Annotated in this window: 22 protein-coding genes and 1 tRNA gene; 8 read left to right on the top strand and 15 right to left on the bottom strand. The window is 62.3% G+C overall.

The annotated features are described in order from the left end of the window. Nucleotides 1-4: 4 nt before the first annotated feature. Entirely contained in the window at nt 5-361 is a 357-nt protein-coding gene (locus tag ACOOFN_RS02105) for a rhodanese-like domain-containing protein (protein ID WP_420433195.1), read from the bottom strand. Between the two features lie 83 nt (nt 362-444). Between ACOOFN_RS02105 and ACOOFN_RS02100 the strand changes: the two genes are divergently transcribed. After that, nucleotides 445-780: an ArsR/SmtB family transcription factor gene (locus ACOOFN_RS02100; protein ID WP_420433193.1), complete on the top strand. Its 336-nt coding sequence runs from the start codon at nt 445-447 to the stop codon at nt 778-780. Here the strand turns inward: ACOOFN_RS02100 and ACOOFN_RS02095 are convergent. The 10 genes from ACOOFN_RS02095 to ACOOFN_RS02050 form a co-directional block, all read right to left on the bottom strand. After that, nucleotides 777-1,226 carry a hypothetical protein gene (locus ACOOFN_RS02095; RefSeq protein WP_420433191.1) on the bottom strand — a complete coding sequence of 150 codons (450 nt, stop codon included), beginning with the start codon at nt 1,224-1,226 and terminating at the stop codon, nt 777-779. The genes ACOOFN_RS02100 and ACOOFN_RS02095 overlap by 4 nt on opposite strands. Next, nucleotides 1,223-1,771 carry a pyridoxamine 5'-phosphate oxidase family protein gene (locus ACOOFN_RS02090; protein ID WP_420433189.1) on the bottom strand — a complete coding sequence of 183 codons (549 nt, stop codon included), beginning with the start codon at nt 1,769-1,771 and terminating at the stop codon, nt 1,223-1,225. Before ACOOFN_RS02090 ends, ACOOFN_RS02095 begins: the two co-directional genes overlap by 4 nt. Before the next feature lie 15 nt (nt 1,772-1,786). Next, nucleotides 1,787-3,088, bottom strand: a complete 1,302-nt coding sequence (purB, locus tag ACOOFN_RS02085; RefSeq protein WP_420433187.1) for an adenylosuccinate lyase — start codon at nt 3,086-3,088, stop codon at nt 1,787-1,789. 199 nt (nt 3,089-3,287) lie between these two features. Continuing rightward, nucleotides 3,288-4,052, bottom strand: coding sequence for an isocitrate lyase/PEP mutase family protein (locus ACOOFN_RS02080; RefSeq protein WP_420433185.1), 765 nt, complete (start codon nt 4,050-4,052; stop codon nt 3,288-3,290). Continuing rightward, on the bottom strand, nt 4,049-5,107 hold the full coding sequence (locus ACOOFN_RS02075; RefSeq protein ID WP_420433183.1) for a bifunctional transcriptional activator/DNA repair enzyme AdaA: 1,059 nt from the start codon (nt 5,105-5,107) through the stop codon (nt 4,049-4,051). Before ACOOFN_RS02075 ends, ACOOFN_RS02080 begins: the two co-directional genes overlap by 4 nt. A gap of 50 nt (nt 5,108-5,157) precedes the next feature. Then, nucleotides 5,158-6,381, bottom strand: a complete 1,224-nt coding sequence (locus ACOOFN_RS02070; protein WP_420433181.1) for a threonine synthase — start codon at nt 6,379-6,381, stop codon at nt 5,158-5,160. Nucleotides 6,382-6,573: 192 nt separating this feature from the next. Beyond that, a complete protein-coding gene (gene radC, locus ACOOFN_RS02065; protein WP_420433179.1) occupies nt 6,574-7,263 on the bottom strand; it encodes a RadC family protein in 690 nt (229 codons plus the stop codon). 3 nt (nt 7,264-7,266) lie between these two features. Beyond that, nucleotides 7,267-8,103 carry a type I methionyl aminopeptidase gene (map, locus tag ACOOFN_RS02060; protein WP_420433177.1) on the bottom strand — a complete coding sequence of 279 codons (837 nt, stop codon included), beginning with the start codon at nt 8,101-8,103 and terminating at the stop codon, nt 7,267-7,269. A 92-nt stretch (nt 8,104-8,195) separates the two neighbouring features. Next, nucleotides 8,196-9,872, bottom strand: coding sequence for a M28 family peptidase (locus ACOOFN_RS02055; RefSeq protein WP_420433175.1), 1,677 nt, complete (start codon nt 9,870-9,872; stop codon nt 8,196-8,198). Between the two features lie 53 nt (nt 9,873-9,925). Next, nucleotides 9,926-10,423 (bottom strand): acyl-CoA thioesterase, encoded by a 498-nt coding sequence (locus ACOOFN_RS02050; protein WP_420433173.1) that lies wholly within the window; start codon nt 10,421-10,423, stop codon nt 9,926-9,928. Here ACOOFN_RS02050 and ACOOFN_RS02045 point away from each other — a divergent pair. Then, a complete protein-coding gene (locus ACOOFN_RS02045; protein WP_420433171.1) occupies nt 10,422-11,258 on the top strand; it encodes a competence/damage-inducible protein A in 837 nt (278 codons plus the stop codon). The two genes, ACOOFN_RS02050 and ACOOFN_RS02045, sit on opposite strands and share 2 nt — an antisense overlap. 222 nt (nt 11,259-11,480) lie before the next feature. Further along, nucleotides 11,481-13,313, top strand: coding sequence for a vWA domain-containing protein (locus ACOOFN_RS02040; RefSeq protein ID WP_420433169.1), 1,833 nt, complete (start codon nt 11,481-11,483; stop codon nt 13,311-13,313). Nucleotides 13,314-13,358: 45 nt separating this feature from the next. On the opposite strand, the gene ACOOFN_RS02035 is transcribed toward ACOOFN_RS02040, so the two are convergent. Both ACOOFN_RS02035 and ACOOFN_RS02030 read right to left on the bottom strand, forming a co-directional pair. Next, complete coding sequence (locus tag ACOOFN_RS02035; protein WP_420433167.1) at nt 13,359-15,038, bottom strand: M28 family peptidase; 1,680 nt, start codon at nt 15,036-15,038, stop codon at nt 13,359-13,361. Beyond that, a complete protein-coding gene (locus ACOOFN_RS02030) occupies nt 15,035-15,646 on the bottom strand; it encodes a helix-turn-helix domain-containing protein (RefSeq protein WP_420433165.1) in 612 nt (203 codons plus the stop codon). The genes ACOOFN_RS02035 and ACOOFN_RS02030 overlap by 4 nt, the downstream gene beginning before the upstream one ends. A gap of 135 nt (nt 15,647-15,781) precedes the next feature. On the opposite strand from ACOOFN_RS02030, the gene ACOOFN_RS02025 reads away from it, so the two are divergent. The 4 genes from ACOOFN_RS02025 (at nt 15,782) to ACOOFN_RS02010 (ending at nt 18,158) form a co-directional block, all read left to right on the top strand. Then, nucleotides 15,782-15,868, top strand: a tRNA-Leu gene (locus tag ACOOFN_RS02025). A 275-nt stretch (nt 15,869-16,143) separates the two neighbouring features. Further along, nucleotides 16,144-16,746 carry a DNA-3-methyladenine glycosylase family protein gene (locus tag ACOOFN_RS02020; protein WP_420433163.1) on the top strand — a complete coding sequence of 201 codons (603 nt, stop codon included), beginning with the start codon at nt 16,144-16,146 and terminating at the stop codon, nt 16,744-16,746. A 123-nt stretch (nt 16,747-16,869) separates the two neighbouring features. Next, on the top strand, nt 16,870-17,823 hold the full coding sequence (locus tag ACOOFN_RS02015) for an NAD(P)H-dependent flavin oxidoreductase (protein WP_420433161.1): 954 nt from the start codon (nt 16,870-16,872) through the stop codon (nt 17,821-17,823). Nucleotides 17,824-17,891: 68 nt separating this feature from the next. Then, nucleotides 17,892-18,158 (top strand): DUF7218 family protein, encoded by a 267-nt coding sequence (locus ACOOFN_RS02010; protein WP_420433159.1) that lies wholly within the window; start codon nt 17,892-17,894, stop codon nt 18,156-18,158. Nucleotides 18,159-18,175: 17 nt separating this feature from the next. On the opposite strand, the gene ald is transcribed toward ACOOFN_RS02010, so the two are convergent. Further along, the gene (gene ald, locus ACOOFN_RS02005; RefSeq protein WP_420433157.1) at nt 18,176-19,294 is read right to left on the bottom strand and encodes an alanine dehydrogenase; all 1,119 of its coding nucleotides are present in this window, start codon (nt 19,292-19,294) and stop codon (nt 18,176-18,178) included. A gap of 140 nt (nt 19,295-19,434) precedes the next feature. Here ald and queF point away from each other — a divergent pair, with 140 nt between their 5' ends. Beyond that, nucleotides 19,435-19,896 carry a preQ(1) synthase gene (gene queF, locus ACOOFN_RS02000; protein WP_420433155.1) on the top strand — a complete coding sequence of 154 codons (462 nt, stop codon included), beginning with the start codon at nt 19,435-19,437 and terminating at the stop codon, nt 19,894-19,896. Here queF and ACOOFN_RS01995 read toward each other — a convergent pair. Then, on the bottom strand, nt 19,893-20,528 hold the full coding sequence (locus ACOOFN_RS01995) for a nitroreductase family protein (protein WP_420433153.1): 636 nt from the start codon (nt 20,526-20,528) through the stop codon (nt 19,893-19,895). The genes queF and ACOOFN_RS01995 overlap by 4 nt on opposite strands. Between the last annotated feature and the right edge of the window lie 8 nt (nt 20,529-20,536).

The following is a 20,536-nucleotide window of genomic DNA, read 5'->3' as shown; positions in this document are numbered from 1 at the left end:
AGGATCAGCCTCGCTGCGGATCGATGATCTTGCCGGTGGACGGATCCACCGCAACGGTCGGCAATCCCGCTGATTTCCATTCCATGATGCCGCCGGACATGTGCCGCGAGATCGGAACGCCGGCCGCGGCGCATTTCTCGAGCGCCATGCCCGACCGCTTGGCTGAGCCGCAGTGCAGGATCACTTCGCGCGACTTGTCGATCGGCAGGGCGGCTGCATCGAAGGTCGACAGCGGGTGCAGCAGCGCACCATGGATACGCTCGGCGGCGAATTCATGCGGTTCGCGCACGTCGATGAGAATGGCTTTCCCGTTCTGCAGCGCGTCGGCAGTGTCTTGCGGGCTGATTTCCGATTGGCTCATGTGCCGCTCCGTTAGAAATAACTAATTAATTGACATCTAATTTAGTGATAACTATTTTAGTGTCAACTAATACGGAGTCACAGATGTCAGAAATCGCCGATCCCGCCATTCGGGACCTTCAGGAACAGGCCGGAGAGGCCGCCGCTTTCCTGAAGCTGATTGCCAATGAAAAACGCCTGCTGATCCTGTGCCGGCTGGCATCCGGCGAAGCCACGGTTGCGGAGCTCACGGCAATAGCGGACCTGTCCCAATCGGCGATGTCCCAGCATCTCGCCAAAATGCGCCAGGACGGCCTCGTCCGCGGCCGCAAGGACGGACTCCAGGTCTTCTATTCGATCGCCGACAATCGCTGCCTCGGCCTGCTGGAGCACCTCAAATCGGAATTCTGCACGGCCGCGGACACGATGGCGGCCAGCTAGCCCGGTCTCTCCATTGCGGGCGGCAAGTATATCCCCCCGCGCTCATTGTCCCAGATCATGGAAATGATGCGCCACTTGCCGCCCGCATCCTTGTACAACTGGATAGAATTAATACCGCGCCGTTCCGGCACCGGCGCGTCGAGATCCGTACGCGCCTCATAGCTCGACCAGGCATGGGCGATATTGCCAAACACCCGTACCTCGCAATTCAGCTCGATTTCGTAGAACGCCGACGTGTCAAAAAACGGCGTGACATTGGCACGGTATTCTTCGGGCGACAGCATTGTCGCCCATGGCTTGCCGTTCTCGTCCACACCGGTCCGGATCTGCCGGCAGTCCGGATGGAAATAGCCGGAATGCCGCGACCAATCGCGCGGTCCTGCGGGGCCGGAAATCATCGCGTAGATCGCTAGAACCACTTCACGGATTTCGGATTCGTCGCTCACGGTTTGACGAGACCGGGCAGCCCGTCGATCGATTCCGCATTCGAGGCGTAGCGTCGTTCGCGCCATTCCTCGTTGCTGCGGTGCGCATTGGTTCGTACCAGCTGGTCGCGTTCGCCCTTGAACGCGTAAAACGGCACGCCCCAGCCGCAGGAATCCTGGATCCGGCTAATGTCGGCGGTGATGACAGCCCGCGCCTTCGGGAAGTCCGGAAACAGCGCCAGCGCGTCATCGAAACCCGGCTCGTCGAAACACACGGCCTCGCCCTTGCCGTACAGGCGAAGGATGTTGGGCCGGCCCTCGAAAGCGCAGAACATGAAGGTGATGCGGCCGTTTTCACGCAGATGCGCGACGGTCTCGATGCCGGAGCCGCCAAGATCGAGATAGGCGACCTTGTTGGGGCCCAGGATCCGGAAACTGTCATAGCCCTTGGGCGACATGTTCACATGGCCGTCCGGCGAGGCCGGGGCCGTCGCCACAAAGAACATCTTCTGGGCTTTTATGAAGTCAGCGATGCGGGCGTCGATTTCGGAATAGGTCTTCGCCATCGCTGTTATCCTTGTCTACTCGCCGAACACTCTCGCAAAGATCGTGTCGACATGTTTGAGGTGATAGCCCTCGTCGAAACAAGTTTCGATTTGCTCATCTGACAGAAAGCCCCGGACATCCTCGTCGGCTTTCAGATGGTCGACCAGACGCCCGCCCTCATCCCAGGTCTTCATCCCGTTGCGCTGCACGAGGCGATATCCGTCCTCGCGGGAGGCCCCTGCCTGTGTCAGGGCCAGCAGCACACGCTGGGAATTGTGGATGCCGCCATAGGCTTCCAGATTCTCGCGGCAACGGTCTTCATGCACGATCAGCTTCTCGATCATGCCGGCCGTGCGGTGCAGGGCGAAATCGAGGTGCACGGTTGAATCCGGTCCGATTCCGCGCTCCACCGACGAATGCGAGATGTCCCGCTCATGCCAGAGCGCGATATTCTCCATCGCCGGTACGACCGCCATGCGCACCAGCCGCGCCTGGCCTGTGAGATTCTCGGTCAGGATCGGATTGCGCTTGTGCGGCATCGCCGAAGAGCCCTTCTGGCCCTTCGAGAAATATTCCTGCGCCTCGCGCACTTCCGAGCGCTGCAGATGGCGCACTTCAATGGCGATATTCTCGATCGCCGAGGCGATCAGTCCCAACACAGCGAAATAATTTGCATGCCGGTCGCGCGGAATGACCTGGGTCGAGATCGGCTCGATGCTGAGCCCCATCTTCTCCGCGACATGCGCTTCGACGGACGGATCGACATTGGCGAAGGTGCCGATCGCGCCGGAGATTGCACAGGTCGCAACCTCGTCGCGGGCGCGTACCAGCCGGTCGCGATTGCGCGCAAATTCGGCGTAGAAGCGCGCGAACTTCAGCCCCATCGTCGTCGGCTCGGCATGGATGCCGTGCGAGCGCCCTATGCAGGCCGTGTATTTGTGCTCCAACGCGCGGGTCTTCAGCGCCGCCAGCACCCGGTCCATGGCTTCCAGAAGGAGATCGGCCGCATCGCGCATTTGCACGGCAAGGCAGGTATCCAGCACGTCCGACGAGGTCAGCCCCTGGTGCACGAAGCGCGCCTCCTCGCCAACCAGTTCGGACAAATGGGTCAGGAAGGCGATGACGTCGTGTTTGACCTCGGCCTCGATCTCGTCGATCCGGGCCACGTCGAACGTTTTGTCCTTGGCTTTCCAGACGGCTTTGGCCGCTGCAGCCGGGACAACGCCCAGCTCGGCCAGCTTGTCAGTGGCGTGCGCTTCGATCTCGAACCAGATGCGGTACTTGTTTTCCGGCGACCAGATCGTCGCCATTTCCGGCCTCGTATATCGGGGAATCATGTGCGCCTGGCTCCGCTCTTTTGAGTGAAGGCGGCTTCATGCTCCCGGGGTGGGACGAGGTCAAGGGGAGGCCGGATGGCGTTCCTTTCCTCCCCCGCCTGCGGGGGAGGGGGACCACGAAGTGGTGCAGGGGGCAATTGCCCCCTCGCCCCTCCGGGACACTCCCCCCGTAACCGGGGGAAGAAAACGTTCTGGAATGTTATCCCCCAAACACTTCCGTCGCCCGCTCGGTCAGGGCCCGCATCGCCTCTCGGTAAGGACCCGGCCCATGGCTGATCCGCGCCACGCCGAGCTTCGCCATTTCGGCTATCGAAGGCGCGCCTTTTTTCATGTAGGCGTTTACCGGCAGCTTCGTGTGCTCGCACATTTGCGCGATGAGATCCGGATCGGTCAGCCCCGGCACGAAGTACCCGCTCGCGCCGGCCTCGGCATAGACATCGCACCGGTCGGTCGCTTCCTTCATGAGCCCGGCATGCTGCGGCGAATCCGATTTAAGGAACACATCCGTGCGCGCATTGATGAACAACGGAATGCCGGCCTCGTCGGCGGTTGCGCGGATCGCGGCGATCCGGTGCGCTTGGTCTTCCTGCGAATAGAGCCCGTCACCCCCGACGATCTGGTCCTCGAAATTGCACCCGATCGCACCGGCCGCAATCAGTTTTGCGGCGTTGTCGGCGAGGAATTCCGGTTCCCTGGCATAACCGCCCTCGAAATCGATCGTCACCGGCAGGTCGACCGCACTGGTGATCTGCTTGGCGGTGCGCAGTAGCCGGTCGAGCGGCAGCTTCTCGCCATCCGGATAGCCCTGCGCCGCTGCGACCGACCAGCTGCCGGTCGCGATGGCCTTGGCTCCGGCCTCGGCGACCGCCTGCGCGCTGCCGGCATCCCAGATATTATAAAGAACCAGCGGCTCGCCGGATCTGTGGAGCGCGTGGAAGGCCTGGGCTTTTTCTGCCTGCGTCATGTTGCGTGTCCTTTTACGAATTGCTGTTCGAGCGCGATCAGCTTCTGTTTCCGCCACAGCCCGCCGCCATAGCCGGTCAGCGAGCCGTCAGAGCCGATCACGCGGTGACAGGGAATGACGATGGCGATCTGGTTAGCGCCATTGGCGCGCGCCACGGCACGAGTCGCGTTCGGATTTCCTACCGCGTGGGCAAGGTCGAGATAGCTGCGCGTCTCGCCGGCCGGAATCTCGGTCAGGCGGCGCCACACATCCTGCGTAAACGCACTGCCATGCAGTTTCAGCGGCGTCTCGAAGCGTGCCGACCGGCCGGAGAAGAAGGCGTCGAGCTCAGCGGCGATCTGCTGCGTGATTCTTGTCTCGCCAATGCCGATCCCGCCTGCCGCCTGTTCCAGCTTTTTCAATTCGCCGGGAAGCGCCTTGCGGTCGGCAAATTCCAGCAAATGGAGGTGGGTCTGATCGGCGACGGCAATCATTGGCCCGAGCGGTGTATCGAACCAGTGCGCCTTGAGGATTTCATTGCCGGTAAAAGCGGATGGTGCCTTGCCGGCAAGTTTCGCGAACGCATTCCGGAAACCGCTGCCGGACTCGAAGCCGGCGCTCAATTGCGCATCGATCACGCGCTCGCCGTCCGCCAGCGCCTCGAATCCGTCGCGCAGCCGGTAAAGGCGCGCAATCTCCAGAAAGGTCATGCCGAAATGCCGCTTGAAGGCGCGGCGCACGGTCGACGGATCATGGCCGAGGCGGATGATGTCGCCCTCACGCCAGCGCCGGCCGGTGTCCGCATTTAGGCGCGCCATCAAATCGAGAATGACCGGATCGTTTTCCGCCGCGGTCTTCATGGGATGACACCGCTTGCAGGCTCGGTAGCCGGCTTCCAGGCATTGCGCGACGGTCTCGAAGAACTGGCAGTGTTCGCGCTTTGGCTTGCGTGCCGGACAGGTCAGCCGGCAGAAAATTCCCGTCGAGGTCACGCCCACGAAGGCGCGCCCGTCGAACGCGTCATCGCGGCGCACCAGCGCGTCATAGAGCTCGTCGGGGGAGGGCGTGAATAACATGCCTCGTGTCTAGCAGAGCGCGTCGCGCCCGTCCGCCGAAAATCGGGCGTTTATTCCAGCGATGTCCAGTCGATCTCCTGATGCCGATCGAGCGTTCTCGAGAAGTCCGGCATCGCGTATTTCAGGCCCGACCCGCAATTGAACAGCACCGCTTCTGCATCGCGTTCGATCAGCCCGTCTTCCAACGCTTTGCCATAAGAGGCGAGTGTCGCCGCGCCCTCCGGACAGAGCAACAGTCCGTCTTCGCGCCCGCAAACCGCCCGCGCGGTCTCGATCTGCTCTTCGGAAACGGCAATCGCGGCGCCGCCGCTGTCGCGCACCGCGCGCAAAATGAGAAAGTCGCCGATCGCCTTGGGCACGCGAATGCCCATCGCCGCCGTCTCGGCCTCGATCCATTCCTCGGCGTGCTCGGCGCCCGCGTCAAAGGCTTTCACGATCGGCGCGCAGCCCTCGGCCTGCACGGCGAACATTTTCGGCCGTTCGGAACCGATCCAGCCCAAGCGCTCCATCTCGTCGAACGCCTTCCACATGCCAATGAGGCCGGTGCCGCCGCCGGTCGGATAGAAGATCGCATCCGGCAGGCGCCAGCCGAGCTGGGCAGCGAGCTCCAGCCCCATCGTTTTCTTGCCCTCGATCCGGTAGGGCTCTTTCAGCGTCGACACGTCGAACCAGCCCATCTCGTCCTTGCCGGCCCCGACCAGCGCCCCGCACTGGTGGATGTAACCGTTGACCCGGAACACCTTGCCGCCCTGCAGCGCGATCTCGCGGATATTGACCTCGGGCGTGTCGTCCGGCGCAAAGCACCAGCTTTCGATCCCGGCGCGCGTCGCATAGGCCGACAGCGCCGCCCCGGCATTGCCATTGGTCGGCATCGCCATTTTCCTGATGCCGTAGGATTTCGCCATCGCCACGGCGAGCGCCAGTCCCCGCGCCTTGAAACTGCCGGTCGGCAGCCGGCCTTCATCCTTGGCGATCAGCCGGCCTTTGCCGCCATACCTTGCCATCGTCGCCGGGCAATCGATCAGCGGCGTGTCCACTTCGCCGAGCGCCACCACGTCTTCGTCGCGTTTGACCGGCAGCAATTCCCGCCATTTCCAGAACCCGCCAATCCGCGCCCAGATCGCATCGCGATCGAGCCGGCCGCGCACCGCCTCGAAGTCATAGCGCGCCAGCAGCGGCTTTCCAGCTGACGACAGATTGTGCGGCTGGTCGATCTCGTAGCGCGCGCCGGTCGCGGAGCATTCGAGATGGGTAAAGACATTGGGATAGGACATGCGCGGAGTGTTAGGCGGGCTTCGGGATTCCCTCAAGCGTCGCTTTTGGCATTTTGCGTGGTTCGAGGCTGGCCTGCCGGCCAGCACCTCACCATGAGGTGACCGGTTGCTTCCGAACCACCACCTCATCTTGAGGTGCGACCCCGGACTTGGTCCGGGGGAGCCTCGAAAGATGGGGTGGATACTTCGCCCCTAGATCAGCCCCATCGTCTTGAAGCTCGCCGTTGTCTCGCGGCCGATGATGAGATGGTCATGGACCACGATGTTGAACGGCGCCGAAGCGGCGACAATCGTCTTGGTAATCTCGATATCCGCGGTAGACGGCGTGACATCTCCGGACGGGTGATTGTGCACCAGGATGATTGCGCTGGCTTCATGGGCGAGGGCGCGTTTCACCACTTCGCGCGGGTAGACCGGCGCCTGGTCGACTGTGCCCTTGGAGATCACTTCATCGGCCATCAGCCGGTTTTTCTTGTCGAGGAAGAGCACGCGGAACTGCTCGACCAACTCATGCTGCATCGCCGTGCGGCAATAGGAAATCAGCGCCTGCCAGGACGAAATGACCGGCTTGTCGAGTGCGCCTTCGCGCGCCATCCGCGCCGAAACCGCCTGAAGCAACCGCAGATCAACCGCAGTCTTCTCCGAAACGCCTTTCACTTCGGTGAGAGCGGAGATCGGGGCCGCGGCAACCCCGCCAATATCGCCGAAGCGGGCGATCAGGTCCTTGGCCAGTGGCTTGACGTCGCGCCGGGGGATTGAACGGAACAGGAAGAGCTCCAGCAACTCGTAATCCGCGAGCGATTCACCGCCAGAAGTTGCAAAGCGGGACCTGAGACGGTCGCGATGACCCGCATGATGCGGTGGCGCCGTCTTGTCGGGCATGTGTCAGACGGAATAGGGCGGACAATCCTGTCCGTCGGGCGATCGGGTGAAGATCTCGACACCGTCCTCGGTCACACCGACCGTGTGCTCGAACTGCGCCGACAGCGACTTGTCGCGGGTGACGGCGGTCCAGCCATCATTGAGCACCTTGGCGTCCGGCCGGCCGAGATTGAGCATCGGCTCGATGGTAAAGAACATTCCGGGCTTCAGCTCCAGCCCCTGGCCGCGTTCGCCATAGTGCAGCACATTCGGGCTATCGTGGAACAGGCGTCCGATGCCGTGGCCGCAGAAATCCTGCACAACGGAACAGCGATTGGCTTCGGCGATCTCCTGGATCGCGGCGCCGATATCGCCCAGCGTGGCGCCCGGTTTCACTTCAGCGATTCCGGCCATCAGCGCTTCATAGGTGACCTTCACCAGGCGCTCGGCCTTGCGGCGCGGCTCGCCGACAATGAACATGCGCGAAGTGTCGCCATGCCAGCCATCGAGAAGGATGGTGACGTCGATATTGACGATATCACCGTCTTTCAGGGGTTTCGGTCCGGGAATGCCATGGCAGATCACGTGATTGATCGAGGTGCAGGAGGATTTCATGTAGCCGCGATAACCGAGCGTGGCGGGCACACCGCCCTGCTCGAACATGAATTTGCGCACGGCGTCATCGATTTCCTGCGTGGTTATGCCTGGCTGCACCATCGAGATGATGTGATCGAGCGTCGCCGCCGCGGCACGTCCCGCCTTGCGCATGCCGGCGAAGCCTTCCTCGCCGTGCAACTTGATGCGGCCGTCACGCGATACGTCTTGCGCGCCTTCCGATTGAACGTCGTAAGCGAGATTCATGTCCTGTCCTGTGCCCTTGCCAGACTCATATATCAAAACGCGCGGCGTTTGAAACGCCGCGCGCCTGATTGTCAATGGAGTCGGCGGCGGGGCTAGCGCGCGTTGCCGAAATACTCGCCGAAATAATCGCCGTCATTCCAGACTGGTGCGTCGTCATTATTTGCAATTTCGCGGGCGATCAGGAAATTGATATTGGCGAATTTGGCGCCCTGATCGTAGAGGATTTCCATTTCCTCGTCGCTGTCCGGCTCGTCAGACTGGCGGTGATAATGGGTGTTGAGGAACCCCATGAATCCTTCGCCTTCATCCCAACGCGGATCCGGAGAGGAAAATCCGGTCATCAGGAAAACCGACGGGATGCCCCGGCGCACGAAATTGTAGTGGTCGGACCGAACAAACAGATTCTGTTCCGGCAGCGGGTCCGGGCTGACCGCCACGCCCATGCGGGCTGCAGCCCGTTCGGTAATTGGGCCGAGGCTCGAACGCTCGGCGCCAAATGCGATCACGTCCGAGAAATCATAGACAATGACCGGCATGTCGAGATTGACGTTTGCCACCATGGCATCGACCGGGACGGTCGGGTTGAAGGCAAAATATTCAGAGCCCAGCAGCCCCTGTTCCTCGGCGGCCAGCGCCACGAATAACAGCGATCGGCGCGGTGCCTCGGATTGCATGAAGGTGCGTGCGGTCTCCAGCATGATCGCCGATCCCGACGCATTGTCGACCGCTCCGTTGCAAATCCGGTCTTCCTCATTGTTGGAGCGGCAGCCGGTCGTCGATACACCGTCCGCATCGGTCACGCCGACATGGTCGAGATGGGCGGTCAGCACGACGATCTCGTCGGCCAGCTCCGGGTCCGAACCGCGGATCATGCCGACGACATTATGGTCCGTGAACAAATCGCGGGTGGTCTGCTGTTCCAGCGTCACCGTGACATTTAGCGGCATCGACGCGGTTTGCTGGGCATCAAGTTGCTCCAACGCCGCTTCAAGCGTCATGTCGGCATTGGCAAACAGCGCCTGGGCCCCCTCCAGCGATACGCCGGAAGCCACCTGCAACTGGCGGTAGGCGGGCTCATTGGCATCCGGACCCAGCGCGATGTCGCTTCGCTCCGTGGCAGCGGCCGCAAACGGCGCATAGTTTTCCGTCGGCGTCGTGGAAATCAGGATATAGCCGACAGCGCCTCGCGCCGCAGCGTTTTCGCGCTTGGTCGAGGAGCGGCGCTGATGGGAGCGCTCGTCCGATGGCATGATGTCGGGCGCGCCGCCGAGATAGGCAACAATGCGCCCGTCGACATCGATGCCCGCGTAATCGTCATATCCGTGGTGCGGCAATGACAAACCGTAACCCACGAAGACCACTTCCGCCGTGACCGAGCTCTCGTCGTATACCGGGTGTGCGCTGATGATCAGGTTGGAACCGTTCACCAGCTCCGTCGCATCTTCGCCTTCGCCAATCACCATCCGGCCGCCTTCGGCAATAGGTTGCATGACCTGCATCGGCACTTCGGCGAAATATCCGCCATGGTCGCCAGCGGGTTCGAGGCCGATCAATCGGTATTGAGACGCGACATAATTGGCCGCGATGTCATACCCGTCGGAACCGGCCGCCCGTCCACCCATAGCGTCATGCGCGAGAAAGCGGATATGCGCTTCTATATTTTCTGAAGGGATGTCCGGGACGAACGAGTCATCATCGGACTGGGCGCAAGCGCTGGCTGGCAGCAAGGCCAGGATGCTGGCCGAGGCCAGGCGGGCAAAGATGTTCACAAGACAACCCCTATTTCATTCTGGCACGCACTATAGATTTCCGCATTCGCGCATCAATCGTGACGGCCTAAACTTTCAGTCATCAGCGTAGCTGCAATGTCCGGCAGCACGCTGTAATGCTTCACCAGTGCGGGCGACATTCGCGTCGGCCGGCCTGTTCGCAGCTTGAAACAGACAAGGTCCATGCGCGCCCGGAAAATCGTCTGACCTGTATCAGCCCGACGGAACTGGAATCGCCGCTCTGCGCGAAGCCGCCCATCCGATTTCGTGATCCAGACCGCACAGTCCAGCGCATCACCGGCGTGGGCGTGTCCGAGATAATCGCATTCCGATCGCATGATCGCCATGCCGTGCTCATAGCGCACGAATTCGGTTCTTGGATGCTCGGGGATGTCGTGGTCCCAGTGCGCCCATGCAGTTTCATCCGCCCAGGTCAGATAACGCGCATTGTTGACATGGCCGAACTCGTCCTCATCGGCTTCGCTGGCGATGATGCGGTGGATATAGGGCGAGGGAAGATCCCAGCCGTCAAATGTCTTGGCCTTGTCCATGGGCTCTGCCTATATCCGCCGCAGGCGCGAGACGAAAGGGCAACAGATGGCGACGGCGAAGCGAGTGACTGCAGGCGTGCTGCTGATCGGTGACGAGCTTCTGTCTGGCCGCACCCGCGACATTAACCTGTCGGAAATCGCGAAGTTTCTCGCACCCATTGGCGTGTCTGTTGTCGAATGTCGTATCGTCCCCGATGAGCAGGAGGAGATCGTCGCTGCCGTCAATCACCTCCGCACAAAATGCGATTACGTTTTCACGACGGGCGGCATCGGACCGACCCATGACGACATCACCGCCGATGCGATCGGCGCGGCTTTCGGCCAGATTGTCGACGTCCGCGACGATGCCCTGGCGATCATCGAGGAATGGTACGCAAAAACAAAGACACCACTGACCGAAAGCCGGAAACGCATGGCGCGCGTGCCGGCAGAAGCGGTCCTGATAGACAATCCGGTCACCGGAGCACCCGGCTTCCAGACCGGCAATGTCTTTACGCTCGCCGGCGTGCCGAAAATCGCCCGTGGCATGCTCGAGGACATCGCCGACCGCATCGAGGGCGGCGCGGTGACCCTTTCGCGCACGGTGGCGACGGGCGGACTGCGCGAGGGCGATCTGGCGGACGGGCTGCGAGAGCTCGCAGACGCTTATTCCGACGTCTCGATTGGCTCCTACCCGTATTTCTTCGAGAATGAGGCCGGCGAGATCGTGCGCGGCACCAATCTGGTCGCCCGTTCCACGGACGAGGCGCGGCTAGATCACGTCATTGGAAAACTGGCGGATTTGTCGCGCTCGGTCGGCGGCCAGCCGGTCATCGATCCGGCCGACGCCAAATAAAAAGGCGCGACATCGCCGGGTTCTAGTCCGCGTCCGTGAGCAGCTGGCGCGCCATGCAAAGCTGGAGGCTCTGGCCCTCCAGCGTGTTCCCGCAATCCTGCGGCAGAAAGGGTCAAATCATTTGCCCTGCGGCCTGCCCCCTAATCGCCCCAATCCGGTTCGAAAATGATTCGCCTGCGAGGGAATTTTTTCATCGACCGGGCGGGGGACAAGGGAAGACAGATGACCAGGAAATTCCTACTGACGGGCGCCGTGTGCGCCTTTGCGTTCGCTGCCGTTCAGTCGGCGCCTGTTGCCGCTGTGACGGTTCAGGACAATGAGCAGCGCCGACCGGACATATTTGAACAATGTCCGACGCTAGTGGCGAATGAATTCGCGGCCAACCGTGGATCCCGCATGCCGATGCGCCAGTATCAGGCCGCGCCGCAACCCACTTACGCACCGCCACCTGCACCGCCACCTCCGCCTCCCCGGGCCGCCGCAGAAGAGGCGGAAGCCGACGCCGTCGCTGTGACCGGCGGGCGGATCGCCGCCATGCCGCAAACAGGCCTGACCGGTGCGCAAGCCCAGCCGCAGCCCATACCGGGCGACATCGATCGCGAGCGCTATGAGGATGTCGAACTCAATGACGTCGTGCTCACCGCCGAGGATCCGGTCTCGACTTTTTCGGTCGACGTCGACACGGCCAGTTATTCCGTCGTCCGCGACTATCTTGCCGACGGCAATCTGCCACCGCGCGATGCCGTGCGCATCGAGGAGATGGTCAACTATTTCGACTATGACTACCCGCTGCCGGACAGCCGCGACGCGCCGTTCGAGGCCAGCGTCACGGTCCTGCCCAATCCGTGGAATGCCGATACGCAGCTGATGCATATCGGTGTGCAGGGCTATGACATCCCGCGCGCCGAGCGGCCGCGTGCCAACCTCGTTTTCCTCGTCGACGTGTCCGGCTCGATGGGCTCGCCGGACAAGTTGCCGCTGGCCATTTCCGGTCTGCAGATGCTGGTCGAACAACTCGACGATGACGATACCGTTTCGATCGTCGTTTATGCCGGTGCGGCGGGCGCCATCCTGCAGCCGACACGCGGGTCGGACCGCCACTGCATCGATGCCGCGCTGGGAATGCTGGAAGCGGGTGGATCGACCGCGGGCGGCGAAGGTTTGCGCCTCGCCTACAATTTCGCGCGCGAGCATTTCGATGACGACGCGGTCAATCGTGTCATGTTGCTCACCGATGGCGATTTCAATGTCGGCATCACTTCGGACGAACGCCTTGAGGATTTCGTGACCCGCGAGCGCGAAAGCGGCGTCTATCTCTCGGTAATGGGATTTGGCCGCGGCAATTATAATGACGCGCTGATGCAGACGCTGGCACAGAACGGCAATGGCATCGCCGCCTATATCGACACTGAAGCCGAGGCGCGGCGCTTCTTCGTTGAGGAGGCCTCGTCTGCGCTGTTCCCGATCGCCAACGACGTCAAGCTGCAGATCGAGTTCAATCCGGACCGCGTCGCCGAATACCGGCTCATCGGTTACGAGACACGCCTGCTCAACCGCGAGGATTTCAACAATGATGCGGTCGATGCCGGCGAGATTGGTTCCGGTCATTCGGTGACCGCGATCTACGAGATCACGCCACCGGACAGTCCGGCACTGTTGAACGAGCCGCTGCGCTATGGCGAGCCGGATGCGACGGAAACCGAGTTCTCAAATGAGTACGGTTTCTTCAGGGTCCGCTACAAGCGTCCCGGCGAAGCAGATAGCCGGCTGATCGAGTTTCCGGTCACCACCGCCAACGAAGTGGATAGCCTGTCAGCGGCGGGCGACGACATCGCCTTTTCGATCGCGGTGGCGGGCTTTGCCCAGATCCTTCGCGGTGATGACTACATCGCAGCCGACGCGTTCGACCTGCGGCAGGCCGCGGCTCTGGCCGAGACCCATATCGGTGAGGACACTTACGGCTATCGCGCCGAATTCGTCCGTCTGGCACGAATGGCGGACCGCGCTGACAGCCAGGAACCTCTGAAGCCCGGCCTGCAGGGGCAGGGCCGGTAGAAATGCAGCCCGGGGCGGCCGGCCGGCCGCCCCGGATTTGCAGGACTATTGCGAGGCATCTGCGCGCATCTCGTCACGCATCGCCAGCCACGGTGTACCCGGCGTGAAATTCGGCCAGCGGTTCGAACTGGCGAGCCGCCAGCCCAGTTCGAAATAAATCCGGGCGTCGTCCGTCAGCCCGCCTACACGCCAGGTATAGGGCCGGTCGACCTCGTCGGCGGCATGGTGATAGCCATTGGCCATGTACCAGCCGAAGCCTTCGCCGATCGTCGGATCTGCCTCCGCCTGTTCTGCCGAGGGCGCACCGACGGCATAGAGACCGGGAACGCCTGCAGCGATAAACGGATAATGGTCGGACCGGTAGAATCCACCGGCCTGCGGGTTGGAATCATCGACCAGAACCCGGCCGAACCGGGCCGCGACCGGCTCCAGCTCCGCCATCAGCTCGTTCGTCCCCAATCCCGGCACCACCATCGCGGCATACTGGTCGGCATAGGGAAAATGCGCGTCCATATTGAGCGCGCCGACAATCTGCGGCAGCGGGCAGGGCGGGTTCTGGACGAAATATTTCGCACCGAAGAGGCCGCGTTCCTCGGCAGCCGTGGCAAAGAAGTAGACCGAGCGTCGCGGCGCGCTTTCCAGCGCGCCGAAAGCGCGGGCGATGTTGATGAGCATCGCCGTGCCGGTCGCATTGTCGAGCGCACCATTGAATATGTGATCTTCGGTCGGTGCGTCGGGATTGACGCCCATATGGTCCCAGTGCGCGGTGTAGACGAGGCATTCATCAGCGGCCTCGCGCCCCTCGATCATGCCGATCACATTGCGGGTCGTGGTCGTGCTTACCGATCCGGCATGCGCGCCCGAGGCGTCGAGCGAGGTTTCGATCGCGGTGAAGCCGGGCGCTGCCGCGGCGGCATAAACGGTGTCATAATCCAGCCCTGCTGCGGCCAGAAGACGCCGCGCCGCCGGCTCGCTGACGTGCGCGAACAGGGTCAGTGAGGCGTCATCATCTGCTTCCAGGAAATATTGCGTTCCCGAAGCACCGCCGCTCGACAGCGACTCCCATGGATACCCGGCGCTTTCGTCAGTGTGCACGAGCAAGACAGCCTCGGCGCCGAGCCCGGCGGCAAGATCATTCTTGGTGTCGACCAGCCCGTGCACGGAAAGCGCCTGGCCCCCGAACAGCGTCTCGTCGCCGGTCGCCGTGCCCGGATCGCCGCGGAACAGGATCACCGTTGCGTCGCTCAAATCCACCTCCCCGTAGTCGTCCCAGCCCTCCTCTTCGGCCCGGATGCCAAAACCGCCGACGATAATCCGGGAATCGGCGAGCGACAGTTCGGCATCTGGCTGGCCGGCATAGAGGACGTAATCGTCGGCCGCGGTGAACGGGATCGGCCCGTCCGGACCGTCAATACCGAATTCGCCTTGCCCCGCCGGTGCGAAAGCGGTCAGCTCGAAGGCCTGGTAGAAGGACCCGTCCATGCCCGGGCGGATGCCGGCTTCAGCGAACTGCCCGGCAATGAAGCTCACTGTCATTTCTTCGCCGATGCCGCCTGGTGCCCGGCCCTCGAAAGCGGAGGATGACAGTGTCTCGATATCGGCACGGATTTCCTCGGCTGACATCCGCAGCTGGATGGTGCGCATATCGGCTTCGGCGGCCTCCTGCGCCAGCGTGGGCGCGGTCGCCAATGTCGCCACACAGGCGAGGGATAGAACGGTCTTCATCGAAGCGTGCCTTCCTTGCTTTTCGGATTGGTATCGTCGGAAACCGGCGCCATCGCCCAGCTCAGCGCGATCGGTCGCCCGTCCTGGTCATCGGGCTGCCACAGCAATTCGTGGATCGCCGCGAGATGGGCATTGATTTTTTCCAGTTTTTCGAGGTTCGGGCGTCCGATCAGGTGCAGAAAGCCGTGATTGCGATACGGCCCGTCATGGATCGGATCGAAGCTGAAGCCTTCGGCGAAATCGCGGTCGGCCTGTCGAAGGACGGCGCCGGCACAGCGCACAACGCCATGGCGCAATTCGTTGCGCCCGAGAGCTGCGGCCATGCGCATGCGTGGGGCCGGCGTAGCATATAGGATCTGCGGCTTGCGGGCGCCGGGCAGGAGCCGCCTTTCGCTCGCTCGCACCAGACCCACCGCCACCAGCTTGTGGATGTGATGATAAACAGCGGTCTGTTTCATCCCGATCACCCGGGCCAGGTCGTCGACCGACATTGGCCCGTCCGCCGCCAGCCGGTCGACAATCGTCATGCGGGGCGCAGAAGCAAGGCACTGGACCTCTTCGGGATCGAGGATCCAGTATTCATCATCGGTGCGCGTCATCAACGTCATGCCCCTCTATAATTCGAAAAAGTATGATAAATTAAATTAAAAGCCTGTCAGCCGTTGAATTTATTGGAAATGGAGATGCCCGCGATGACGCAAGCGCTTCCCCTGCGGGCGCAAGCCTCTAAAAAGGACGGCAATGCGGACGTGGCGGAACTGGTATACGCAACAGACTTAAAATCTGTCGCCCGAAAGGGATTGAGGGTTCAAATCCCTCCGTCCGCACCATTCACCGACGCCCGCCAAAGGCGGGAAATTCGGTCCGGGGGACCGAATTTGGTCGGTGAATGTGACTCCTGCTTTGTTTCCGTTGTGCGCGGCCCGGACGCCAAGAACCAACGCAGTTGCGGCGGGCCGTGCTCACATGAAACGCGCTCAAGGCTGGAGTGTTGGAGGATGCCAGCATCTGTCAGTTGCACGCGAGCTTCGGCTGGCAAGTCCGTCGGAAATCGCGAGCGAGGGCAGAGGGTGACGCCGCGCCCAGCACCGGATAACAATCGGCCATGCGCGCCATCCACACCCGCTTCATCGAGACCGCCAGCGAGCTGAGCCCGGAGCTCGCCGCGGCGATCACGGCCGTTGGTCCGCGCGAAATGCATTCGCGTTCCGATCTGCCTTTCGCTGTTGCCCTGAGCCGATCGATCACCGGTCAGCAGCTCTCCGTGGCGGCGGCGAAGACCATCTGGGGCCGCGTCGAGGCCAGTGCAGGCAACACGCCCCTGGTCGAGCATTTCTGTCATTCCCGCGCGGACCTGCTCCGCAGCTGCGGCCTTTCAGGCGCCAAGACGAAGGCGATCTGCGAGATTGGCGCCCTGGCACGCGAAGGTGGCCTCGATGACGAGATGCTGCGCGGCTTGCCGGCGACAGAGCGCGCCGAACACATCACCGCCATTTGGGGCGTCGGCCAATGGACCGCAGACATGATGAACATGTTCTATTTCGGCGAGCCGGACATCTGGCCGGACGGCGATGTCGCCGCCCGCAAGACGCTGGAGCGCCTGACCTCGAAACGCCGCAAGACGGTGCGCACGGCGCAGCGCTTTGCGCCGTACCGCTCCTATCTCGCGCTTTACATGTGGGCGCATGTCGATGCGAAGCCGGTGTAAGGCCCGGGGTGGCTGAAAGTTGACGCCAACGCCAACTGGACCGCCTGGAACAACCCGCCTACCTTTCCCGCAAGTTGAACAACGTTCACCCGGCGAGATGCCGGGGAGGGGCCGGGAGCAGACATGTCGAACCAGCAGAAGATCGCGCCGAATATGCGGATACCCGTCATCGGCGCGCCGCTTTTCATCATCTCCAATCCGAAACTGGTGATCGCCCAGTGCAAGGCGGGCATTGTCGGGTCCTTCCCGGCACTCAATGCGCGGCCACAAAGCCAGCTCGACGAATGGCTCGACGAAATCACCTCCGAGCTCGACAGCCATAACAAGGCCAATCCCGACAACCCTGCTGCGCCCTATGCGGTGAACCAGATTGTTCACCGCTCCAATGACCGGCTCGAAGCCGATCTCGCGACCTGCGAGAAATACAAGGTGCCGCTGGTCATTACCTCGCTGGGCGCGCGCGTCGAACTCAATGACGCGGTCCACGCATGGGGTGGCCAGACCCTGCACGATATCATCAATGTCACCTTCGCCAGGAAGGCGCTGGAAAAGGGCGCGGATGGTCTGATAGCGGTGTGTGCGGGAGCTGGCGGCCATGCCGGCGTCAAGTCGCCCTTCGCGCTGATTCAGGAGATCCGCGATTTCTTCGACGGCCCGCTCGCGCTGTCCGGCTCAATTGCCAATGGTGCTGCGGTCCTCGCTGCCGAAGCGATGGGCGCGGATTTCGCCTATATCGGCTCGACCTTCATCGCCACCGAAGAGGCGCGCGCTACCGAGGAATACAAGCGGGGCATTGTCGAGGGCACGTCCGACGACATCGTCTATTCCAGCCTGTTTACAGGCGTGCACGGCAATTACCTCAAGGGCTCGATCCGCAATGCCGGCCTCGACCCGGACAATCTGCCGGAAAGCGACCCGTCAGCGATGAATTTCGGATCGTCCTCGACCAAGGCCTGGAAGGATATCTGGGGCTCGGGCCAGGGCATTGGCGCGATGAAAGAGGTGATGGGCGCGGCCGAATATATCGACAAGCTGGCCGCCGAGTATGAAACGGCCAAGGCCCGCATCTGCGGCTAGTCGGAACTCAGCCCCCCGATCATCCGTTCCATGTCTTGAAACGGCTGCCAATCCCGCAGCCATCAGTCATGGAGTCGGCTAATGCCAATCCCAGCATCAAGGATGAAGACACCTACCAATCCCTTCGCGAGGACGGCGCCAGCAAGGAAAAGGCGGCGCGAATCGCCAATGCCCTGGCGAACGATCGCCAAAACCCCGGCAAGAAGGGCGGAAAGCAGCCACCCCATGAATACTGGTCGAAAGACGAGCTCTATGAACGCGCGCAGGAACTGGGCATCGACGGACGCTCCGACATGGACAAGTCCGAGCTCATCAAGGCGTTGCGCAATCACTGACCTCGACAGGGGCGGACCTAGATCGACGTCAGCCAGTCCGGCTTGACGTAAGGCACATCCAGATCCCTGGCGACAGGCTCATAGGTGATCTCGCCGTGCGCGACGTTGAGACCGCGTGCCAGATGCGGGTCGTCATTGAGCGCCTTTTTCACGCCCTTGTTCGCCAGCGCCATCATGAAGGGCAGGGTGGCGTTGGTTAGGCCCAGCGTCGAAGTCCGCGCGACCGCGCCCGGCATGTTCGCCACGCAATAGTGCACGACACCGTCGACGATGAAGATCGGATCGTCGTGCGTCGTCGCTTTCGAGGTCTCGAAACAACCGCCCTGGTCGATCGCGATATCCACGAGGACCGCCCCGTCCTTCATGCCCTTGAGCATGTCGCGGGTAACGAGTTTCGGCGCAGCGGCGCCCGGGATCAGCACTGCGCCGATGATTAGATCGGCCTGCTGGCAGGCGGCTTCCACAGCGGCCGGAGTGGAAAACGCCGTTTTCGCCGTTCCGCCGAATTGCGTGTCGAGCTCGGCCAGCCGTTTCATCGAGCGGTCGAAGATCGTCACATCGGCGCGCGCGCCCACGGCCATCTCCGCCGCATGGGTGCCGGCGACGCCGCCGCCGAGAATGACGACTTTCGCGGGCGTGACGCCGGGAATGCCGCCGAGCAGCATGCCACGCCCGCCCTGGCGCATTTCCAGGCAGTGCGCCCCGACCTGGATCGACATCCGCCCCGCCACTTCCGACATCGGCTTCAGCAGTGGCAGGCGGTTGTCGGCATCGGTCACGGTTTCATAGGCGATCGCGATGCAGCCCGACTTGCGCAGGCCTTCCGTCTGGACCGGATCCGGCGCCAGGTGCAGATAGGTGAAGAGGACATGGTTCTCGGTCAGCATCGCGGTTTCCGACGGCTGCGGTTCCTTCACCTTGACGATCATCTCGGCCGCTTCGAACACCGCGGCGGCGTCAGGCAGGATTTTCGCGCCGCTCTTCTCGTACATTGCGTCGGTGAAGCCGATATTCGCCCCGGCATTGGTCTCGACGACGACCTCGTGACCGGCGCGGACCAGCTCGGCGGCGCCATCCGGGGTCAGTCCGACCCTGTTTTCACGAACCTTGATTTCCTTGGGTGCACCAATGCGCATCAGACAGCTCCCGAAAATGTTGCCCGCAACTGCTGGCGGGTTCGATGAAATTTTCGCCCTCATACATGGCAATAACCGCTCTGACCATGCCCGACATGCGCTGCTTGCAATAATGTGAAGCGGCACATAGGGAAACGGTCATGAGCGACAAACGATACGATAGGCTGGAGATGCTCGGCGGCGAGGGTGCGATCGCAACGTCTCCGGAAGAGGCCGCGCTGGAGCGGGTCGAGAACCCGGCCGCGGCGGATTACGTCATACGCTTCACCTGCCCGGAATTCACATCGATCTGTCCGGTCACCGGGCAACCGGATTTCGCGCATCTGGTGATCGATTATGTGCCGGCGGACTGGATCGTCGAATCGAAATCCCTGAAGCTCTATTTGGCCAGCTTCCGCAATCACGGTGCCTTCCATGAAGCTTGCACCATGATGATCGCTCAGCGCCTGGTCGACGAATTGTCGCCGAAATGGCTGCGCATCGGCGGATACTGGTATCCGCGTGGCGGCATCCCCATCGACATTTTCTACCAGACCGGCCAGGCGCCTAAAGGCGTCTGGGTGCCTGACCAGGGCGTGCCGCCCTATCGCGGCCGCGGCTAACCCCGCCAGATGCCGATTTCGGGAGACGGCCGGACCCGTTCGACAGGCTCTTCATCGGTCGAACCGATATAGATAAACCCGGCCACCCGTTCGCCGGAGCGCAGGCCCAGCGTGTCTTTCACCTGCGGGTGGTAGGCATACCACTCGGTCAGCCATTGCGATCCATATCCCATGGCCTGTGCGGCAATCAGCAAATTCTGGCAGGCGGCGCCGGCGGATAGGATCTGCTCCCATTCCGGGATATTGTGCTTTTCCAGCACCCGCGAGATCACGCCGATGACGAGTGGCGCGCGCAGGAAGCGTTGCGTCTCGAGTTCCAGGCGTGCTTCGTCCGACTCGTTCTCCGAGGCCCAGATCTTGGCCAGAACCTCCCCGAAATACGCGCGGTCCTCGCCTTGGAACAGCACGAAGCGCCAGGGCGCCATCTTGCCGTGATCGGGGACACGCGCCGCGATCTGCAGGAGGCAATCTAGCTCCTCTGCAGTAGGGCCCGGGTCACGCAGGCAGATCGCCGCGGTCGAACGCCGGCGCGCTAACAGCGACAGTGTTTCCGGATTCTTGTGATGCGCCGCAAGACGCTCACCTTGTCCGGGAAATTCGGGCGTAAATTCGGGCGTTTCGCTCGGCTTCATTAATACGC

It is taken from the genome of Hyphobacterium sp., assembly GCF_965217055.1.
Lineage (GTDB): Bacteria > Pseudomonadota > Alphaproteobacteria > Caulobacterales > Maricaulaceae > Hyphobacterium.
This window is presented reverse-complemented; position numbering and strand designations above follow the sequence as displayed.

Bases quoted from the DNA above. Each gene is read 5' to 3' on its own strand.
- ACOOFN_RS02105 (WP_420433195.1), bottom strand. From the start codon at position 361: ATGAGCCAATCGGAAATCAGCCCGCAAGACACTGCCGACGCGCTGCAG.
- ACOOFN_RS02100 (WP_420433193.1), top strand. From the start codon at position 445: ATGTCAGAAATCGCCGATCCCGCCATTCGGGACCTTCAGGAACAGGCC.
- ACOOFN_RS02090 (WP_420433189.1), bottom strand. From the start codon at position 1,771: ATGGCGAAGACCTATTCCGAAATCGACGCCCGCATCGCTGACTTCATA.
- purB (WP_420433187.1), bottom strand. From the start codon at position 3,088: ATGATTCCCCGATATACGAGGCCGGAAATGGCGACGATCTGGTCGCCG.
- ACOOFN_RS02080 (WP_420433185.1), bottom strand. From the start codon at position 4,052: ATGACGCAGGCAGAAAAAGCCCAGGCCTTCCACGCGCTCCACAGATCC.
- ACOOFN_RS02075 (WP_420433183.1), bottom strand. From the start codon at position 5,107: ATGTTATTCACGCCCTCCCCCGACGAGCTCTATGACGCGCTGGTGCGC.
- ACOOFN_RS02070 (WP_420433181.1), bottom strand. From the start codon at position 6,381: ATGTCCTATCCCAATGTCTTTACCCATCTCGAATGCTCCGCGACCGGC.
- radC (WP_420433179.1), bottom strand. From the start codon at position 7,263: ATGCCCGACAAGACGGCGCCACCGCATCATGCGGGTCATCGCGACCGT.
- map (WP_420433177.1), bottom strand. From the start codon at position 8,103: ATGAATCTCGCTTACGACGTTCAATCGGAAGGCGCGCAAGACGTATCG.
- ACOOFN_RS02045 (WP_420433171.1), top strand. From the start codon at position 10,422: ATGGGCTCTGCCTATATCCGCCGCAGGCGCGAGACGAAAGGGCAACAG.
- ACOOFN_RS02050 (WP_420433173.1), bottom strand. From the start codon at position 10,423: ATGGACAAGGCCAAGACATTTGACGGCTGGGATCTTCCCTCGCCCTAT.
- ACOOFN_RS02040 (WP_420433169.1), top strand. From the start codon at position 11,481: ATGACCAGGAAATTCCTACTGACGGGCGCCGTGTGCGCCTTTGCGTTC.
- ACOOFN_RS02035 (WP_420433167.1), bottom strand. From the start codon at position 15,038: ATGAAGACCGTTCTATCCCTCGCCTGTGTGGCGACATTGGCGACCGCG.
- ACOOFN_RS02030 (WP_420433165.1), bottom strand. From the start codon at position 15,646: ATGACGTTGATGACGCGCACCGATGATGAATACTGGATCCTCGATCCC.
- ACOOFN_RS02020 (WP_420433163.1), top strand. From the start codon at position 16,144: ATGCGCGCCATCCACACCCGCTTCATCGAGACCGCCAGCGAGCTGAGC.
- ACOOFN_RS02015 (WP_420433161.1), top strand. From the start codon at position 16,870: ATGTCGAACCAGCAGAAGATCGCGCCGAATATGCGGATACCCGTCATC.
- ACOOFN_RS02010 (WP_420433159.1), top strand. From the start codon at position 17,892: ATGGAGTCGGCTAATGCCAATCCCAGCATCAAGGATGAAGACACCTAC.
- ald (WP_420433157.1), bottom strand. From the start codon at position 19,294: ATGCGCATTGGTGCACCCAAGGAAATCAAGGTTCGTGAAAACAGGGTC.
- queF (WP_420433155.1), top strand. From the start codon at position 19,435: ATGAGCGACAAACGATACGATAGGCTGGAGATGCTCGGCGGCGAGGGT.
- ACOOFN_RS01995 (WP_420433153.1), bottom strand. From the start codon at position 20,528: ATGAAGCCGAGCGAAACGCCCGAATTTACGCCCGAATTTCCCGGACAA.